Origin of the sequence: Castellaniella sp., from assembly GCF_041677825.1 — a bacterium.
Classification (GTDB): domain Bacteria; phylum Pseudomonadota; class Gammaproteobacteria; order Burkholderiales; family Burkholderiaceae_B; genus Castellaniella.
Genome location: NZ_JBAYPG010000027.1, coordinates 1 through 14246, shown reverse-complemented (window position 1 = coordinate 14246; position 14246 = coordinate 1). Strand labels below are relative to the sequence as shown.

The 14246-nt window shown below is 64.0% G+C and carries 14 protein-coding genes and 3 tRNA genes; 10 read left to right on the top strand and 7 right to left on the bottom strand.

Annotated elements, in window-relative coordinates; genetic code table 11:
- The 5 genes from pstA (at position 1) to WCY17_RS11395 (ending at position 4265) form a co-directional block, all read left to right on the top strand.
- Entirely contained in the window at positions 1-861 is an 861-nt protein-coding gene (pstA, locus tag WCY17_RS11415) for a phosphate ABC transporter permease PstA (protein ID WP_372702316.1), read from the top strand.
- Between the two features lie 17 nt (positions 862-878).
- On the top strand, positions 879-1661 hold the full coding sequence (gene pstB / locus WCY17_RS11410; protein WP_372702315.1) for a phosphate ABC transporter ATP-binding protein PstB: 783 nt from the start codon (positions 879-881) through the stop codon (positions 1659-1661).
- Between the two features lie 152 nt (positions 1662-1813).
- Positions 1814-2188, top strand: a complete 375-nt coding sequence (locus WCY17_RS11405; protein WP_372702314.1) for a PepSY domain-containing protein — start codon at positions 1814-1816, stop codon at positions 2186-2188.
- Entirely contained in the window at positions 2188-2865 is a 678-nt protein-coding gene (locus WCY17_RS11400) for a response regulator (RefSeq protein WP_372702313.1), read from the top strand. Before WCY17_RS11405 ends, WCY17_RS11400 begins: the two co-directional genes overlap by 1 nt.
- 17 nt (positions 2866-2882) lie before the next feature.
- Complete coding sequence (locus WCY17_RS11395) at positions 2883-4265, top strand: sensor histidine kinase (RefSeq protein ID WP_372702312.1); 1383 nt, start codon at positions 2883-2885, stop codon at positions 4263-4265.
- Here WCY17_RS11395 and WCY17_RS11390 read toward each other — a convergent pair.
- Positions 4256-4666: a DoxX family protein gene (locus tag WCY17_RS11390; protein WP_372702311.1), complete on the bottom strand. Its 411-nt coding sequence runs from the start codon at positions 4664-4666 to the stop codon at positions 4256-4258. The genes WCY17_RS11395 and WCY17_RS11390 overlap by 10 nt on opposite strands.
- Positions 4667-4696: 30 nt before the next feature.
- Positions 4697-4773 (bottom strand) — tRNA-Pro (locus tag WCY17_RS11385).
- Positions 4774-4956: 183 nt separating this feature from the next.
- Between WCY17_RS11385 and WCY17_RS11380 the strand changes: the two genes are divergently transcribed.
- Positions 4957-5033, top strand: a tRNA-Arg gene (locus WCY17_RS11380).
- Positions 5034-5217: 184 nt separating this feature from the next.
- Here WCY17_RS11380 and cls read toward each other — a convergent pair.
- The 4 genes from cls to WCY17_RS11360 all read right to left on the bottom strand — a co-directional run bounded on the left by cls (position 5218) and on the right by WCY17_RS11360 (position 7538).
- Positions 5218-6675, bottom strand: coding sequence for a cardiolipin synthase (gene cls, locus WCY17_RS11375; protein ID WP_372702310.1), 1458 nt, complete (start codon positions 6673-6675; stop codon positions 5218-5220).
- Positions 6676-6695: 20 nt separating this feature from the next.
- Positions 6696-6935 carry a hypothetical protein gene (locus WCY17_RS11370; protein ID WP_372702309.1) on the bottom strand — a complete coding sequence of 80 codons (240 nt, stop codon included), beginning with the start codon at positions 6933-6935 and terminating at the stop codon, positions 6696-6698.
- On the bottom strand, positions 6932-7354 hold the full coding sequence (locus WCY17_RS11365) for a multidrug/biocide efflux PACE transporter (RefSeq protein ID WP_372702308.1): 423 nt from the start codon (positions 7352-7354) through the stop codon (positions 6932-6934). The genes WCY17_RS11370 and WCY17_RS11365 overlap by 4 nt, the downstream gene beginning before the upstream one ends.
- A gap of 108 nt (positions 7355-7462) precedes the next feature.
- A tRNA-His gene (locus WCY17_RS11360) sits at positions 7463-7538 on the bottom strand.
- A 288-nt stretch (positions 7539-7826) separates the two neighbouring features.
- Here WCY17_RS11360 and WCY17_RS11355 point away from each other — a divergent pair.
- From WCY17_RS11355 to bamC, 4 genes are all read left to right on the top strand, one after another.
- Positions 7827-8453 carry an L-threonylcarbamoyladenylate synthase gene (locus WCY17_RS11355; RefSeq protein WP_372702307.1) on the top strand — a complete coding sequence of 209 codons (627 nt, stop codon included), beginning with the start codon at positions 7827-7829 and terminating at the stop codon, positions 8451-8453.
- 3 nt (positions 8454-8456) lie between these two features.
- On the top strand, positions 8457-9110 hold the full coding sequence (locus WCY17_RS11350; protein WP_372702306.1) for a site-2 protease family protein: 654 nt from the start codon (positions 8457-8459) through the stop codon (positions 9108-9110).
- Positions 9111-9186: 76 nt separating this feature from the next.
- Complete coding sequence (gene dapA / locus WCY17_RS11345; protein WP_372702305.1) at positions 9187-10092, top strand: 4-hydroxy-tetrahydrodipicolinate synthase; 906 nt, start codon at positions 9187-9189, stop codon at positions 10090-10092.
- Positions 10089-11216, top strand: a complete 1128-nt coding sequence (gene bamC / locus WCY17_RS11340) for an outer membrane protein assembly factor BamC (RefSeq protein WP_372702304.1) — start codon at positions 10089-10091, stop codon at positions 11214-11216. The genes dapA and bamC overlap by 4 nt, the downstream gene beginning before the upstream one ends.
- Here bamC and mutS read toward each other — a convergent pair.
- The gene (gene mutS / locus WCY17_RS11335) at positions 11206-13851 is read right to left on the bottom strand and encodes a DNA mismatch repair protein MutS (protein ID WP_372702303.1); all 2646 of its coding nucleotides are present in this window, start codon (positions 13849-13851) and stop codon (positions 11206-11208) included. The two genes, bamC and mutS, sit on opposite strands and share 11 nt — an antisense overlap.
- Positions 13852-14246: the final 395 nt, after the last annotated feature.

Here is a 14246-nt window from a genome sequence, read left to right as displayed (position 1 = left end):
ATGGCTGCCACACCTGCTTCCGCCCTGTCGGGCAATCCGCTCTATCGGCGACGACGCCTCATCAACCGGGTCATGCTCGGCCTCTCGGGTCTGGCGCTGGGTTCGGGCCTGTTCTGGCTGGCCTGGATCATCGTGACCCTGCTGATCAAGGGGGGCGCCGCGCTGTCACCCGCCTTGCTGCTCGAGAGTACGCCGCCTCCGGGTGAAGCAGGCGGTCTTCTGAACGCCATCGTCGGCAGCGTGCTGATTTCCGGCGTGGGAACGCTGATCGGCACCCCGATCGGCATTCTCGCGGGCACCTATCTCGCCGAATATGGCCAGCGTGGCTGGTTGGCGCCGGTGACCCGGTTCCTGAATGATGTTCTGCTGTCGGCCCCTTCGATCGTGATCGGCCTGTTCATCTACGCGGTGTATGTTGCGCAAGTTGGACATTATTCCGGCTGGGCCGGTGCGTTCGCGCTGGCCATTCTGGTCATTCCAGTGGTGGTGCGGGCCACCGACAACATGCTCGGTCTGGTGCCCAATAGCTTGCGCGAGGCGGCAGCCGCACTCGGTTGCCCCCAGTGGCGCATCGTGCTGTTCATTTCCTATCGGGCGGCGCGCTCGGGCATCATCACTGGCGTCCTGCTGGCCGTTGCCCGCATTGCCGGTGAAACGGCGCCTCTGCTGTTCACCGCGCTCAACAACCAGTTTCTGTCCATGAACATGAACGCGCCCATGGCCAATCTGCCGGTGGTGATCTTCCAGTATGCCGCCAGCCCGTTCGAAGACTGGAACCATCTTGCCTGGGCCGGAGCCGCCCTGATCACCCTGCTGGTGCTGGCCATCAATATTGCCGCCCGCAGCCTGTTTCGCAAATGATGCCCGCAGCCCAAGCCATGACACCTCTATCGCCCCTGCCCGACGAGCGCACCAAGCTGGCGGTGCGCAACCTGAACTTCTATTACGGCAACTTCCATGCGCTGCACGATATCAACATGGATATCTTCGAGCACAAGGTCACCGCCTTCATCGGCCCCTCGGGCTGCGGGAAATCCACGCTGTTGCGCACGTTCAACCGCATGTTCGAGCTCTACCCGGGGCAGCGGGCCGAAGGCACGATCGCACTCGATGGCGAAGACCTGCTCAATTCGAAGCGCGACATCTCTTTGATACGCGCCAAGGTGGGCATGGTGTTCCAGAAGCCCACTCCATTTCCCATGAGCATCTACGACAACATCGCATTCGGGGTGCGTCTGTTCGAGCGCCTGAGCAAGGGCGAGATGGATGAACGGGTCGAGTGGGCCCTGACCAAGGCGGCGTTGTGGAACGAGGTCAAGGACAAGCTCGGCCAGAATGGCAATGGCCTGTCGGGCGGCCAGCAGCAGCGTCTGTGCATCGCGCGCGGGGTGGCCATCAAACCCGAAGTCATCCTGCTCGACGAACCCTGTTCGGCCCTGGATCCCATCTCCACGGCCAAGGTCGAGGAATTGATCGCCGAGCTGAAGTGGGATTACACCGTGGTCATCGTGACGCACAACATGCAGCAGGCGGCCCGCTGCTCGGATTACACTGCATACATGTACCTGGGCGAGCTCATGGAATATGGCCCCACCGACCAGATCTTCGTCAAGCCGCGGCGCAAAGAGACCGAAGACTACATCACCGGGCGCTTTGGCTAGTCATTCGGCGGACGTGCGTCATTCATCGTCCATCAGCCCGGTGGCCGAGCTGGCCGGGTGCTCTGGCTGGTCGTTCGGGCGCGCGCCATTCATCTGCCGTTCAGGACAGTACGCGTATCGTGGCGATATCCAGAATCCCGAAGGACACCGAGATGAATCGCAGACATATCCTGATCGCAGCCCTGGCAAGCCCTGTCGGGCTGTACGCAGCCAGTACGCGTGCCGGCGACCATGATCGTGACCGGGCCGAGCAGCTGCAGGCCATGGGCGAAGTGCTGCCGCTGCAGCAGGTTCTGGCCAGCGTGCAGCGGGCCTACCCAGGCCAGGTACTGAAGGTCGAATTCGAAGAAGACGACCACTGCAGGCATGAGCGCAAGAAAGGCCGCGATTGCGACACGCGCTGGATCTATGAATTCAAGATCCTTCAAGAGGATGGGCAACTGATCAAGCTCAAGGCCGATGCGCGCACGGGCAAAGTGGTCAAGGTGTCCCGCAAGAGCGCCCGCAAAGACCGGGGAAAAGACTGATGAGGCTGCTCCTGGTCGAAGACGAGCCCCTGTTGGCTGCCCAGCTCAGGGATGCCCTGACTGGTGCCGGCTACGTGGTCGATGGGGCACAGGATGGCCTCGAGGCCGAGTATCAGGGCCTGAATGAGCCCTATGATCTCGTCGTGCTCGATCTGGGGCTGCCCGGGCGCGATGGCCTGACCGTGCTGCGCAATTGGCGTCAGGCGGGCCAGTCGATGCCGGTGCTGATACTGACGGCGCGCGACAACTGGCATGACAAGGTGGTGGGCATCGATGCCGGCGCGGACGACTACCTTGCCAAGCCGTTCCATGCCGAAGAATTGCTGGCCCGTGTGCGCGCGCTGTTGCGCCGGGCAGCGGGGCATGCCTCGGCCGATATCTGCTGTGGGCCGTTGCGCCTGGATACGCGCCAGGCGCGCATCTGGCTGGATGATGCGCCGCTCGAACTGACCAGCCATGAATACCGGGTTCTGGCCTATCTGCTCATGCATCGCGATGAAACGGTGTCACGCACAGAACTCACCGAGCACATCTATGCCCAGGACTTCGACCGTGATTCGAACACCATCGAAGTCTTCATCGCCCGATTGCGTCGCAAGATCCCGGCCGATCTCATCCAGACCGTGCGGGGTCTGGGCTATCGCCTGGCGTGTCCGGGCACGGCTGCTGCAAGGTGAGTGCCGGCCATCCGTCCTTGCGCTGGCGTTTGCTTGCGGGCTCTCTCATCTGGGTGGTGCTGAGCGTGGCGGCCGCAGGCTGGGGAATCCAGACCCTGTTTCGCCAGCACATCCGGGCGCAGCTGCAAACAGAACTGGGTATTTATCTCGATCACCTGACGGCCGCCATGCAAGTGGGTGCAGACGGTACCGTGTCTCTGGTGACCCGGCCCGCCGACCCACGCTTCGACAACCCGTTTTCAGGGCTGTACTGGCAGGTTTCCGCACCGGCCCAGGCGGGTTTGCGGGCGCAGTTGCTGCGCTCGCGTTCGTTGTGGGATACGCGTCTGGCTGATGAACGGCCCGAACTGCAGCCGGGTCGGGATCTGCAGACCACGACGTCGCTGTCGGGATACGATGAGCCCTTGCAGATGCGGGCGCGCAAGGTATACCCGGCCGAGGGCCCGCGCAGCGAGGTGGTGCTTTCGGCGGCTGCCGACCAGGCCCTGTGGGCGGAACCCGTGGCCCGGTTCAACCGCGAACTGGCCCTGGCGCTGGGTATCCTGCTGCTGGGTTTGATGGCCGCCGTGTGGATGCAGGTCTGGTTCGGCCTGCATCCCCTGAGGCTGTTGCGTGCACGCCTGACGGCCTTGCGCTCGGGGCAGGCCGCGCATGTCGATGGGGCCTTCCCATCGGAGGTCCAGCCTCTGGTCGATGATCTGAATCAGGTACTGGCGCAGAATGCCCAGGGGCTCGAGCGCGCCCGCATGCAGGCCGGCAATCTGGCGCATGCCCTGAAGACGCCCCTGACGGTCATGGCCAATGCGGCCGCCGTACAGGACGCCGATCTGCCCCATCTCGTGACTGAGCAGGTCGAACGGGCCCGGCGCCAGGTGGATTACCACCTGAAGCGTGCGCGCGCCGCGGCCGCCGTGCAGCAGCCTGGGGCGCGCAGCCCGGTTCGGCCCTTGCTGCAGGGCTTGGTGCGGGTAATGGAACGGGTTCATGCCGAGCGTGGCCTGACATACGATCTCAGCGGGGTGCCTGATGGCCTGGCATTTCGCGGTGAAGCGCAGGATTTCCAGGAAATGCTGGGCAATCTTCTGGACAATGCGGGCAAATGGGCCCGGCACAGCGTACAGGTGACGGCCTGTCCGGGTGCCCATGGCCTGGACATCCGGGTGGAGGACGATGGCCCCGGGCTTGCGCCGAGTCAGTTTGAACGGGTGTTCGAGCGTGGCCTCAGGGCCGATGAAAAAACCCCTGGATCAGGGCTGGGCCTGGGGATCGTGCGGGATCTGGCCGAATTGTACGGTGGCGCGGTGCGCTTCGAGCGCAGCGAGCGGCTGGGCGGTGCCTGCGTGATCCTCGAGTTGCCGGGCGGCGGCCCGGCACCCGAGGCCGCGCCGGCTCAGTTGTAGCGCCCGTTGCGCCCGCCCACACTATAGGTGCCGGCCCCCAGCAAGAGGATGGCCACGCTGCCGAACAGGAACAGCCCTTGCAACTCGAGCGCATGGCCCCCTGACTGGCCCAGGGTGAAGAGGTCGGCGGCGTGCACCAGACCGATCACGAACAGCATGTTGATGATCGCGATGGCGGCGCCCACGCGGGTGAAAAGGCCGAGAATGATCAGAACCGGGGCCACGACTTCGCCCAGATAAACGCCGTAGGCGAAGAACCCGGGCAGACCCTTGGCCGCCAGGGTATTGCCCAGCCAGGTGAGGTCTGCGCCCAGCTTGGCCACGCCATGCAGCAGCAGAAAGATGCCCAGACTCAGGCGCAGGACGAGTTTGCCCAGGTCGTCGCAAGTTGAACAAGACATGAAAGGTTCCTATGACGGTGACCCGAATGGTGGTCGGGGCGATAGGATTCGAACCTACGACCCTCTGCTCCCAAAGCAGATGCGCTACCAGGCTGCGCTACGCCCCGATGCAAGTCGCAAATTCTACCACGAAGCACAGGGTTTTCTCTGCATCGAAGAGCGCTGCGCCAAATCAAGGCGGCCCGGGCACAGTGGCGGCAGGCACAGCGGCAGCAGGCACAGCGGCAGCAGGCATCCGGACAGATCAGGTTAAAATGCGCGGGCCGGGCATGTTGCGGCATGCCGGCCGTCCGCCCTTGGCTCAGCTGGATAGAGCAGCCGCCTTCTAAGCGGCAGGTCGCAGGTTCGAGTCCTGCAGGGCGGGCCATTTCAGGGCCTTCGTCAGGGCTTTTCGGGCAGCTGCCGGCAGGCCCCATGGTTGCGCCCGCATGGGGTGTGATGCGCGGGCCCCGTGATTCGGGCGTCTGGCCTGTTTCAGGTTCAAAGCCAGGCACGGTCCAAGGGCCAGGCATGATTCAAGGGCCAGGCATGATTCAAGGGCCGGGCACGAATCAAAGATAAGGGCTGGCCAACCAGATGACCCGGTTGCGCAGCCGGGCCCAGTACGGCTGGGCGTGCAGGGCCTCGACGGTGACGCGCTCGGATTGCGCAATCTGCGCATCGATGCGGGCCGCCAGTTGTTGGGCCATCGCACGGTCGTAGATTTCCATGTCGAGTTCGAAGTTCAGGCGCAGGCTGCGTGGGTCGAGGTTGGACGAGCCGACGTACGACCAGGCGTCGTCGACGGTGAGCAGCTTCGAATGGTTGAAGGGCGCCAGGCAACGCCACACGCGGCAGCCGCCCTCGATGACCTGATCCAGCTGCGCCATCATGGCCCAGTTGATCAGGCGCAGGTTGTTGTGGCCCGGGATGACGATATCCACGGTCACCCCACGGCGTGCAGCCGTGTTCAGTGCGCCCATCAGGGTCTGGTCGGGCAGGAAATAGGGTGACTGGATGCGTACGTGGTGCCGGGCGACTGATAGCGCGCCAAGCAGTACGTTGTGCGTGGCGGCGATGAAGCGATCCGGGCTCGAGCGCACGCAGCGGGCCGGCACCTGAGGCTCGGGGGCCAGGGGCACGATGCGGCACCAGTCTTCGATGCGCAGGCGCTCGCGCGTGGAGAATTCCCAGTCATTGGCGAAGGCGGCAAACAGCTGTGCGGCCAGCGGGCCTTCGATGCGAAAATGCGTGTCTTGCGATGCGTGGGGCCCCACCAGGGACTTCATGAAGCTTTCACGGATATTCATGCCGCCCATGAAACCCAGGTGGCCATCGATGAACAGGACCTTGCGGTGGCTGCGCATGTTGGCGTAGGCCGTGCGCAGACCCAGCAGGCTGGTGATGAAGAGTTCGGCCGGGATGCCATCGCGGCGCAGCAGATCGATGATGGGCGGATGCGAATATTTCGAACCGATGGCATCGATCAGTACGCGAACCTGTACACCTCTTTCGTGGGCGCGGCGCAATGCCTCTGCAAACTGCAGGCCGATGCGATCATGGTCGAAGATATAGCTTTGCAGCGCAATGCAATGATGCGCCTGCTCGATGGCTGCGAGCATTGCGGGGTAGGCCTCGTCGCCGCTGTCGAGCAGCGTGATGTGGTTGCCATCGTGCAGCGGGAAGCGGCTGACCTTGTCGCACAGGATGCGCAGGGCGGAAAACTGGGGTGCCGAGATCGGGCCGACATCGCCAAACAAGGGTCGGGCATGGTGTACGTAGTCCTTGATCAGCCGGCTGCGCTGCCCCGAGATCTGATCATGGCGGATGCGGTTGATGCCTGCCGCCGCATACAGCAGTGCGCCAAACAGGGGGGAGAGCAGGATCACGCCCACCCAGGCGATGGCCGCCCGCACATCGTCCTTGTGCATGGCGGCATGCACCGAGCCGACCACGCCGAAAATCAGCGACAGCAGCGCGATCAGGTGGGGCCAGTACTGCTGCAAAAACGTCCAGAGCAGATCAACCATGGCTGAACTCAGGCATGGGCTCAGCCTTGGACCGGACGCTGCACGAGCGTGTCCAGCCAGTCGGGGTTCGGGCGGCCCTGGCCCGCCATTTGCTGGTTGCGCGAATTGGCGCGCCACACCCCGCCGCCGATACCGGGAACGGGCTCGGTGCGGTACCAGAACCAGCGCCCGTCGGCATCCTGCGCGCACCAGTTGAAACCGGCAGGCGCCAGAGACCAGTCGGGACACTGGGAAGCGAAACGGGGGGTGGCCTCGGTCATGACATCATCCTCGCACGGATTTTGTCATAGCCCAGATTGAAAAGAAAGCCATAGGGCAGGTAGAAGAGCACAAGACCGATGTCGAGCACCAGTGCCTGCCAGACCGAGATGCCCAGCCACCAGGCGACGAAAGGGATGGCAATCAGGATCAGGCCGCCTTCAAAACCGCAACTGTGCAGGATGCGCACCCTGGTGTCGCGATCGAAGCGCCAGCGCGCCTGGGCATGGTCGAACAGCCAGTTGTACAGTATGTTCCAGAGCACGGCGATGGTGGCGATGACTGCGGTGAGCACGCCCATGCTGAAAATGCTGTGCCCGGTGATCCAGGCTGCAAGAGGGGCCGACAGGCCGATGGCCAGGATTTCGAAGGCCAGCGCATGGAACAGGCGTTCCGCGCCCGAACGCTGATGGATCTGCATGGTGTTCTGGTGCGCGCGGCTTGGCGCGCGCGCAGGGCAGGGTGCCGTCACCCGTCGGTGGATCGCAGACCGGGTCGTCCCGGAAAGGGGGCCTTGCCCTGGAAATGCTGGGGTGACCGATGGGACTCGAACCCACGACAACCGGAATCACAATCCGGGACTCTACCAACTGAGCTACGGTCACCACCGAAAGAAGGGCGATTCTACCATGCTTCAATTTCTTTTGCAGCCATATGCCGCGTCCAATTCTGCTGGTACGCGCCCGGCCCGAGGCCGAATGCGTCCGCGCGAGGCGCCGGGATTCCGACATCAGTCGAGTCCGGCATACCGGGGCGGCCGGCCGTCGGTCGCCAGGAGAGGTTCGTGGCCTGGTCTGACGGATTGTGGCTGCGGTTTGCGTCATGTTAATGTGTCGCTGGGGCCGACTTGTCATCATTTCAGGGTGCCGCCCCATGCTTTCAGGGATACGTACATGGCTCAAATATTCGTTGTGCATCCGGACAATCCTCAATCCCGCCTGTTGCAGCAGGCCGGTGAACTGCTTGCCGAAGGGGGGCTGGTCGCCGTGCCCACTGATTCCAGCTATGCGGTGGTGGCCCGGCTGGACGACAAAGACGCTGCCCAGCGCCTGCGGCGCCTGCGCGGTCTCGATGAACGCCACCACCTGACGCTGCTGTGCCGCGATCTGGCCGAGATCAGCCATTTCGCGCGCGTCGAAAATGCCCAGTACCGCCTGCTCAAGTCGGCTACACCGGGTCCCTATACATTCATTCTCGAAGCCACGCGGGTCGTTCCGCGGCGTGTCTCGCATCCCTCGCGCAAGACGATCGGCATCCGTGTGCCCGATCATCGCGTCGCGCGCGCCCTGATCGATGCGGCGGGCTCGCCGTTGCTGTCCACCACGCTGATTCCCGTGGGCGACGATCTGCCCCTGAACGATGCCCAGGACATCATCGAACGCTATGCGCATGAGCTCGATGCCATCATCGATGGCGGTGCCTGCCCGTTCGAATCCACGACCGTCATCGATCTCACGGGCCCGGCCCCGCAGGTGATGCGGCGCGGGCGTGGTGATCCGGCTGCCCTGGGTCTGTCATAAGGCATGGATCAGCTCATCCAGACATTGGCGGTCTACGCCTTGCCTGTGCTGTTTGCGATCACCCTGCACGAGGCCGCGCACGGCTACGTGGCGCGATATTTCGGTGACCCTACCGCAGCGCTGGCCGGACGCATCACCCTCAATCCACTGAAGCACATCGATCCGGTGGGCACCATCCTGGTGCCACTGGTGCTGCTGTTCGTGACCCGGATGATGGGCGGCGGGTTGCTGTTCGGCTGGGCCAAGCCCGTACCGGTGGATTTTGGCCGGCTGCGCCGCCCCAAGCAGGACATGCTGTGGGTTGCGCTGGCCGGGCCGGCGTCCAATCTGTTCATGGCCATATTCTGGGTGCTGTTCCTGCGCGCCGGGATCGAAACCGGCCTGGTTCGCAGCGGGCATGATTTCTGGGCCCTCATGGCCCAGGCGGGGGTACAGATCAACCTGATCCTGATGGCCCTCAACCTGCTGCCGTTGCCTCCTCTGGATGGCGGGCGCATCGTGTACAGCCTCTTGCCCCGGCGTCTGGCCTGGCAGTACGGGAAGATAGAACCCTATGGCCTGCCCATCCTCATCGGTCTCATGCTGCTCGGGTGGTTGTGGCCCCTGATGATGCCCCTGTTGCGCCTGGGCGAATGGTTCGTCGGCGGGTTCATGTAAAACACCGGCATGAATCCGGTAAACTTGTGGTTTTATCTCATCGGGGCACCCCGGTACCCAGGAGGCACAGCGCATCATGGCCGGCTCGGATTCCAATTTTCCCGTCTTTCGGGGCAGCATGGTGGCGCTCGTCACTCCCATGCATCCTGATGGTCAGCTCGATCTCGAGGCCTTTCGCGGGCTGATCGACTGGCATGTGCAACAAGGCACCGACGCCGTCTGCGTGGTGGGCACGTCGGGTGAATCGCCCACGGTCACCGTGCAAGAGCAGGCTGAACTCATCGAACTGGCCGTGCGCCATGCCGATGGGCGGGTGCCCATCATTGCCGGTACCGGGGGCAACTCCACGGCCGAAGCCATCGAACTGCAACGGCACGCCTGTGCAGCCGGTGCGGCAGCAGGCCTCACGGTAGTGCCCTATTACAATCGCCCCACACAAGAAGGCCTCTATCAGCATTTCCGGGCCATCGCAGAATCATCGGAACTGCCCAGCATTCTGTATAACGTACCCGGGCGCACGGTGGCCGATCTGTCCAACGAAACCATTCTGCGCCTGGCGCAGGTGCCCGGCATCATCGGCGTGAAAGAGGCCAGCGGCAACATTGCCCGCGTGGGTCGGCTGATTGCCGCGGTGCCAGAAGGGTTCCATGTGCTCAGTGGCGATGACGCCACTGCTGCGGCGCTGATCCTGCTGGGGGGGCAGGGCAACATCTCGGTGACGGCCAATGTGGCACCGCGCCTCATGCACGAACTCTGCATGGCGGCACTCGCGGGCAACGTACCCGAAGTGCAGCGCCTCAATGCCAGCCTGTGCACGCTCAATCATGTACTGTTTCTCGAGGCCAATCCGATCCCGGTGAAGTGGGCGCTGGCCGAAATGGGCCTGATCCGCCTGGGCTATCGCTTGCCGCTCACCCCATTGTCCGACTCCCTGCGCGCCACTGTGCGCGACGCCCTGTCCGAAGCCGGTTGCCTTTCATGACTATCTCCATGCCCTTTGCCCGTCCGGCACTGATCATGCTCAGTGTCCTGTCGCTTGCCGCATGTTCCTCACTCGAGGAACTCACCGGTACCACCGAGTCCGTGGAGTACAAAAGCGCGGTGTCGGGTGATCCGCTCTCCATTCCGCCCGATCTCACCCAAGCCAACAAGAACACCCGTTATGTGGCCCCCGAAGGGGTGGCCCGCCTGAGCGACTACGCGGCACGCCAGCACAGCCAGAGTCTGGATCCGGCCGATCGCGTCCTGCCTCGCAATGCCGGCATGCAGGTTCTGCGTGATGGCACGCTGCGCTGGCTTTCGGTCGACGAATCGCCGCATATCCTCTTTCCGCAGATCATCGAATTCTGGAATGAGCAGGGCTTTACCATTCACACGCAGAATCCCGAAGCCGGCCTGATCGAAACCGACTGGGCCGAGAATCGGGCCAAGATCCCCGAAGGCTGGCTGCGCAGCGCGCTGGGCAAGGTGCTCGACCAGGTCTTCGACAGCGGCGAGCGCGATCGTTTCACGACCCGGCTCGAGCGCGATGGTTCGCGCACCGAGATCTATATCAGCCATCAGCACATGGAAGAAACCCCCACGGCAGATGGCACCGCCTTCAAGTGGGTGTTCGCCAAGGAAGACCCGGGCCTGAACGCGGCCATGCTGGCCCGCCTCATGGTCTATCTGGGGGCTGAACAGACGCAGGCGGCCGAACAAGTGCGCGCGGCCAGCGAGAGCACGGTGCAGGGGGGTGCCGCGCAGATCAGCGCCGATCGGACCGCCCTGATGCTCGATGAGCCCTTCGATCGGGCCTGGCGGCGCGTCGGGGTGGCCATCGATTCGGCGCGCTTCACGGTCGAAGACCGCAACCGGTCTGCGGGTGATTACTACATCCGCTATCTGGATACCGATACGGGCGAAGAAATCGAGCAGCAGACCATGTTCGGGCGCCTGTTTGGTTCGCGCAACACGGCAGAGCCCCTGCGCTTGCGCATCCACCTGGCCGACCAGGGCGGGTCCAGCGTGATCACGGTGCTGGATGAAGCCGGCCAGACACTCACCGATGACACGGCCAAGCGCATTCTGGCCGTACTGGCCGACAACCTGAAGACTACGCGCTGAGAAATTGTTCGCGCAGCTGGTACAGGGCAGCCAGAGCCTCTCGCGGGCTCAGGCTGTCCGGGTCCAGCGCCTGCAGCGCCTCGTGCAGCGCGTGCTGGTCGTACGCCGCGGGCGTGTCTTCGGCAGGGTCCGCTTCGATGGGCATGGCGAGGTCGTCCGTGGCGGCGTCATCGACCGGATCGGAGGGCGCATCAAACAGGTTCAGCTGCGCCGGCATCCGGTTGCGGGATTCCAGTTCGGCCAACAGTTTGCGGGCCTGGCGTATGACAGGCGCAGGGATGCCGGCGCGCTGCGCCACGTGCAGGCCATAGCTCTGGCTGGCGGGCCCTGACCGCACCTGATGCAGAAACACCACGCCCTGGCTTGAGTCTGCAGCAGCCAGGTGTATGTTCACTGCGGCCGGATCTTCATTGGGCAGCTGGGTCAGCTCGAAGTAATGGGTGGCAAACAGCGTCAGGGCGCGGTTGTGGCCCAGGAGCCGGCGGGCGATGGCCCAGGCCAGCGCAAGCCCATCGTAGGTCGAGGTGCCGCGCCCGATCTCATCCATGAGCACCAGGCTGCGTGGTGTTGCAGCCCCCAGAATCACGCTGGCTTCCATCATTTCCATCATGAACGTCGAGCGTCCACCCGCCAGATCATCCGCAGCGCCGATGCGCGTGAAGATCCGGTCGATGGGTCCGATGCGTGCCTGGTCTGCCGGCACGTGGCTGCCCATCCGGGCCAGCAGGGCGATCAGGGCCACCTGGCGCATGTAGGTGGATTTGCCACCCATATTGGGCCCGGTGATGAGCAGCAGGCGTTGCGTGGCGTTCAGCAGGCAGTCGTTGGGGGTATAGGTTTCTATGCTGCGTTCGACGACGGGGTGCCGGCCTGAGCGGATGTCGAACCCGCTGTCCTCGACCAGTACCGGGGCGGTCCAGCCGTGCTGCTGGGCATGCCATGCTAGTGCTGCAAGGGCATCCAGGCAGGCCAGGGCAGCGGCGCTGCGCGCCACCGCCATGGCGTATTCCGCCGCCTGCGCCACCAGTTGCTCGTACAGCAGCTTTTCACGCGCCAGGCTGCGCTCGCGCGCTGACAATACCTTGTCTTCCCAGGTCTTGAGCTCGGGCGTGATGTAGCGTTCGACATTCTTGAGCGTCTGACGCCGTCGGTAATCGTCCGGCACCTTGTCGGCCTGGCCGCGGCTGACCTCGATGAAAAAGCCATGCACACGGTTGTATTCGACCTTGAGGTTCGCGATCCCTGTACGTTCCCGCTCGCGCGCCTCGACCTGCAGGAGAAAGGCGCCGCTGTCGCTGGCCAGCTGACGCAACTCGTCCAGTTCAGCATCGTGGCTCGCGGCGATCACGCCGCCTTCGCGTACCATCACCGCCGGCTCTTCAGCCAGTGCCTGTATCAGCATGGCCTGCAGGGCCGGATCCACCGGAATGTCGGCCAGGCAGCTGGCCAGCAGGCCATCGGTGGCTGGTGCGCCGTCGCTCCAGAGTGCAGGATCGGCAAAGTCATCCTGCGATCGGGCCGTGAGCCCGGGCAATGCCGCAAGCGCATCGCGCAGGCTGGCCAATTCGCGGGGGCGTATGGTCTGCATGGACAGCCGGGTCGATAGCCGTTCGAGATCCGGGAGGCCGCGCAAGGCCTCGCGCAACCGGTCCAGACCACCGCGCGCGGTACCATTGCGCAGTTGCGTGATGGCATCCTGGCGGGCCTGCGCCTGCGGATTGTGACGCAGCGGCGCCTGAATCCAGCGTCGCAACTGGCGGCTGCCCATGGGGCTCTGGGCGTGATTCAGGGTACTGAAAAGCGTGGGCCCGGCACCGTGCCCCAAGGGTTCGGTGAGCTCAAGATTATGTCGGGTGATGGGGTCCAGCACGACATAGTCGCTCGTGCCATCCTGTGCCAGACCCTGTACATGGGCCAGCGCCTGGCGCTGTGTGGTCTGCACGTAACGCAGCAGTGCCCCAGCGGCACGCAGGGCCAGCGGCTGGTCATCGAGGCCGAAGGCGCCGGTGTCGGTGACTGCGAAGTGCTGCAGCAAGGTGTCCCGCGCGCCGTGCCGTTCGAAATGCCAGTCGGGCACGTGGGTGATGGCTGCCTGGGTTGCAGGGGCGGCGCTGCCTTCGGCACAGACCAGCTCGGCAGGCGCCAGGCGCGCCAGCTCGGCTTCGAGCAGGGCCGGGGCGCATTGGCAGGCGCGGAACTGGCCATTGGCCAGATTCATCCAGGCCAGCCCGATCTGCTCGCGCCCCCCCTGGCGGGCCTGGACCACGGCAGCGATGTTGCGGTCTTCGGCGGCCGGCAGCAGGGCGTCGTCCGTGAGGGTACCGGGCGTCACCAGACGCACGATCTTGCGCTCCACCGGCCCCTTGCTCTGGGCGGGGTCACCGATCTGTTCGCAGATGGCCACTGAAATGCCCTGGCCCACCAGGCGCGCCAGATACCCTTCAAGCGCGTGAAAGGGTATGCCTGCCATGGGGATGGGCGCCCCCCTGGACTGGCCGCGCTGCGTCAGCGTCAGGCCGAGCGCCCGCGCACCGCGTTCGGCATCGGAGTAGAACATCTCGTAGAAATCGCCCATGCGGTACAGCAGCAGGTGCTCGCCCGCCTGTGCCTTCAATTGCAGGTATTGCTGCATCATGGGAGTGTGGCTGGAGAGATCGGGCTGGGTCATCAGTGTCGCAGGTCGAGTGAAGCCGGGATGGTGCCGTCATTGTAATGACTGCGCAATCCGGACGAAAAAGATTGCGCTGTGACTCACAGGTGGAGAGCTTCGTCTTCAGTTATGTTTCCGGCGTGATCTTCAATCTGCTCCAGTCCGTCTGATGGGTGTTGGCCTGGGCCCAGTTGGAGATGATGTGTCCCTGCTTCAGACGCTTGGCTCAGACGCAAAATCCGGTGCGATCCCAAAATTGAATCCGCCCGGGTTTTGAGGAGGCTCCAAACTTTGAGAGAATGGAGTTATGGCAAATCAATCATCTTTTTCCCCTGAAGTTCGTGAACGTGCGGTGCGGCTAGTGCAAGAGCATCGCGACG

Coding starts and splice junctions, on each gene's coding strand:
- pstA (WP_372702316.1), top strand. CDS start 1: ATGGCTGCCACACCTGCTTCCGCCCTGTCGGGCAATCCGCTCTATCGG.
- pstB (WP_372702315.1), top strand. CDS start 879: ATGACACCTCTATCGCCCCTGCCCGACGAGCGCACCAAGCTGGCGGTG.
- WCY17_RS11405 (WP_372702314.1), top strand. CDS start 1,814: ATGAATCGCAGACATATCCTGATCGCAGCCCTGGCAAGCCCTGTCGGG.
- WCY17_RS11400 (WP_372702313.1), top strand. CDS start 2,188: ATGAGGCTGCTCCTGGTCGAAGACGAGCCCCTGTTGGCTGCCCAGCTC.
- WCY17_RS11390 (WP_372702311.1), bottom strand. CDS start 4,666: ATGTCTTGTTCAACTTGCGACGACCTGGGCAAACTCGTCCTGCGCCTG.
- cls (WP_372702310.1), bottom strand. CDS start 6,675: ATGGTTGATCTGCTCTGGACGTTTTTGCAGCAGTACTGGCCCCACCTG.
- WCY17_RS11370 (WP_372702309.1), bottom strand. CDS start 6,935: ATGACCGAGGCCACCCCCCGTTTCGCTTCCCAGTGTCCCGACTGGTCT.
- WCY17_RS11365 (WP_372702308.1), bottom strand. CDS start 7,354: ATGCAGATCCATCAGCGTTCGGGCGCGGAACGCCTGTTCCATGCGCTG.
- WCY17_RS11355 (WP_372702307.1), top strand. CDS start 7,827: ATGGCTCAAATATTCGTTGTGCATCCGGACAATCCTCAATCCCGCCTG.
- WCY17_RS11350 (WP_372702306.1), top strand. CDS start 8,457: ATGGATCAGCTCATCCAGACATTGGCGGTCTACGCCTTGCCTGTGCTG.
- dapA (WP_372702305.1), top strand. CDS start 9,187: ATGGCCGGCTCGGATTCCAATTTTCCCGTCTTTCGGGGCAGCATGGTG.
- bamC (WP_372702304.1), top strand. CDS start 10,089: ATGACTATCTCCATGCCCTTTGCCCGTCCGGCACTGATCATGCTCAGT.
- mutS (WP_372702303.1), bottom strand. CDS start 13,851: ATGATGCAGCAATACCTGCAATTGAAGGCACAGGCGGGCGAGCACCTG.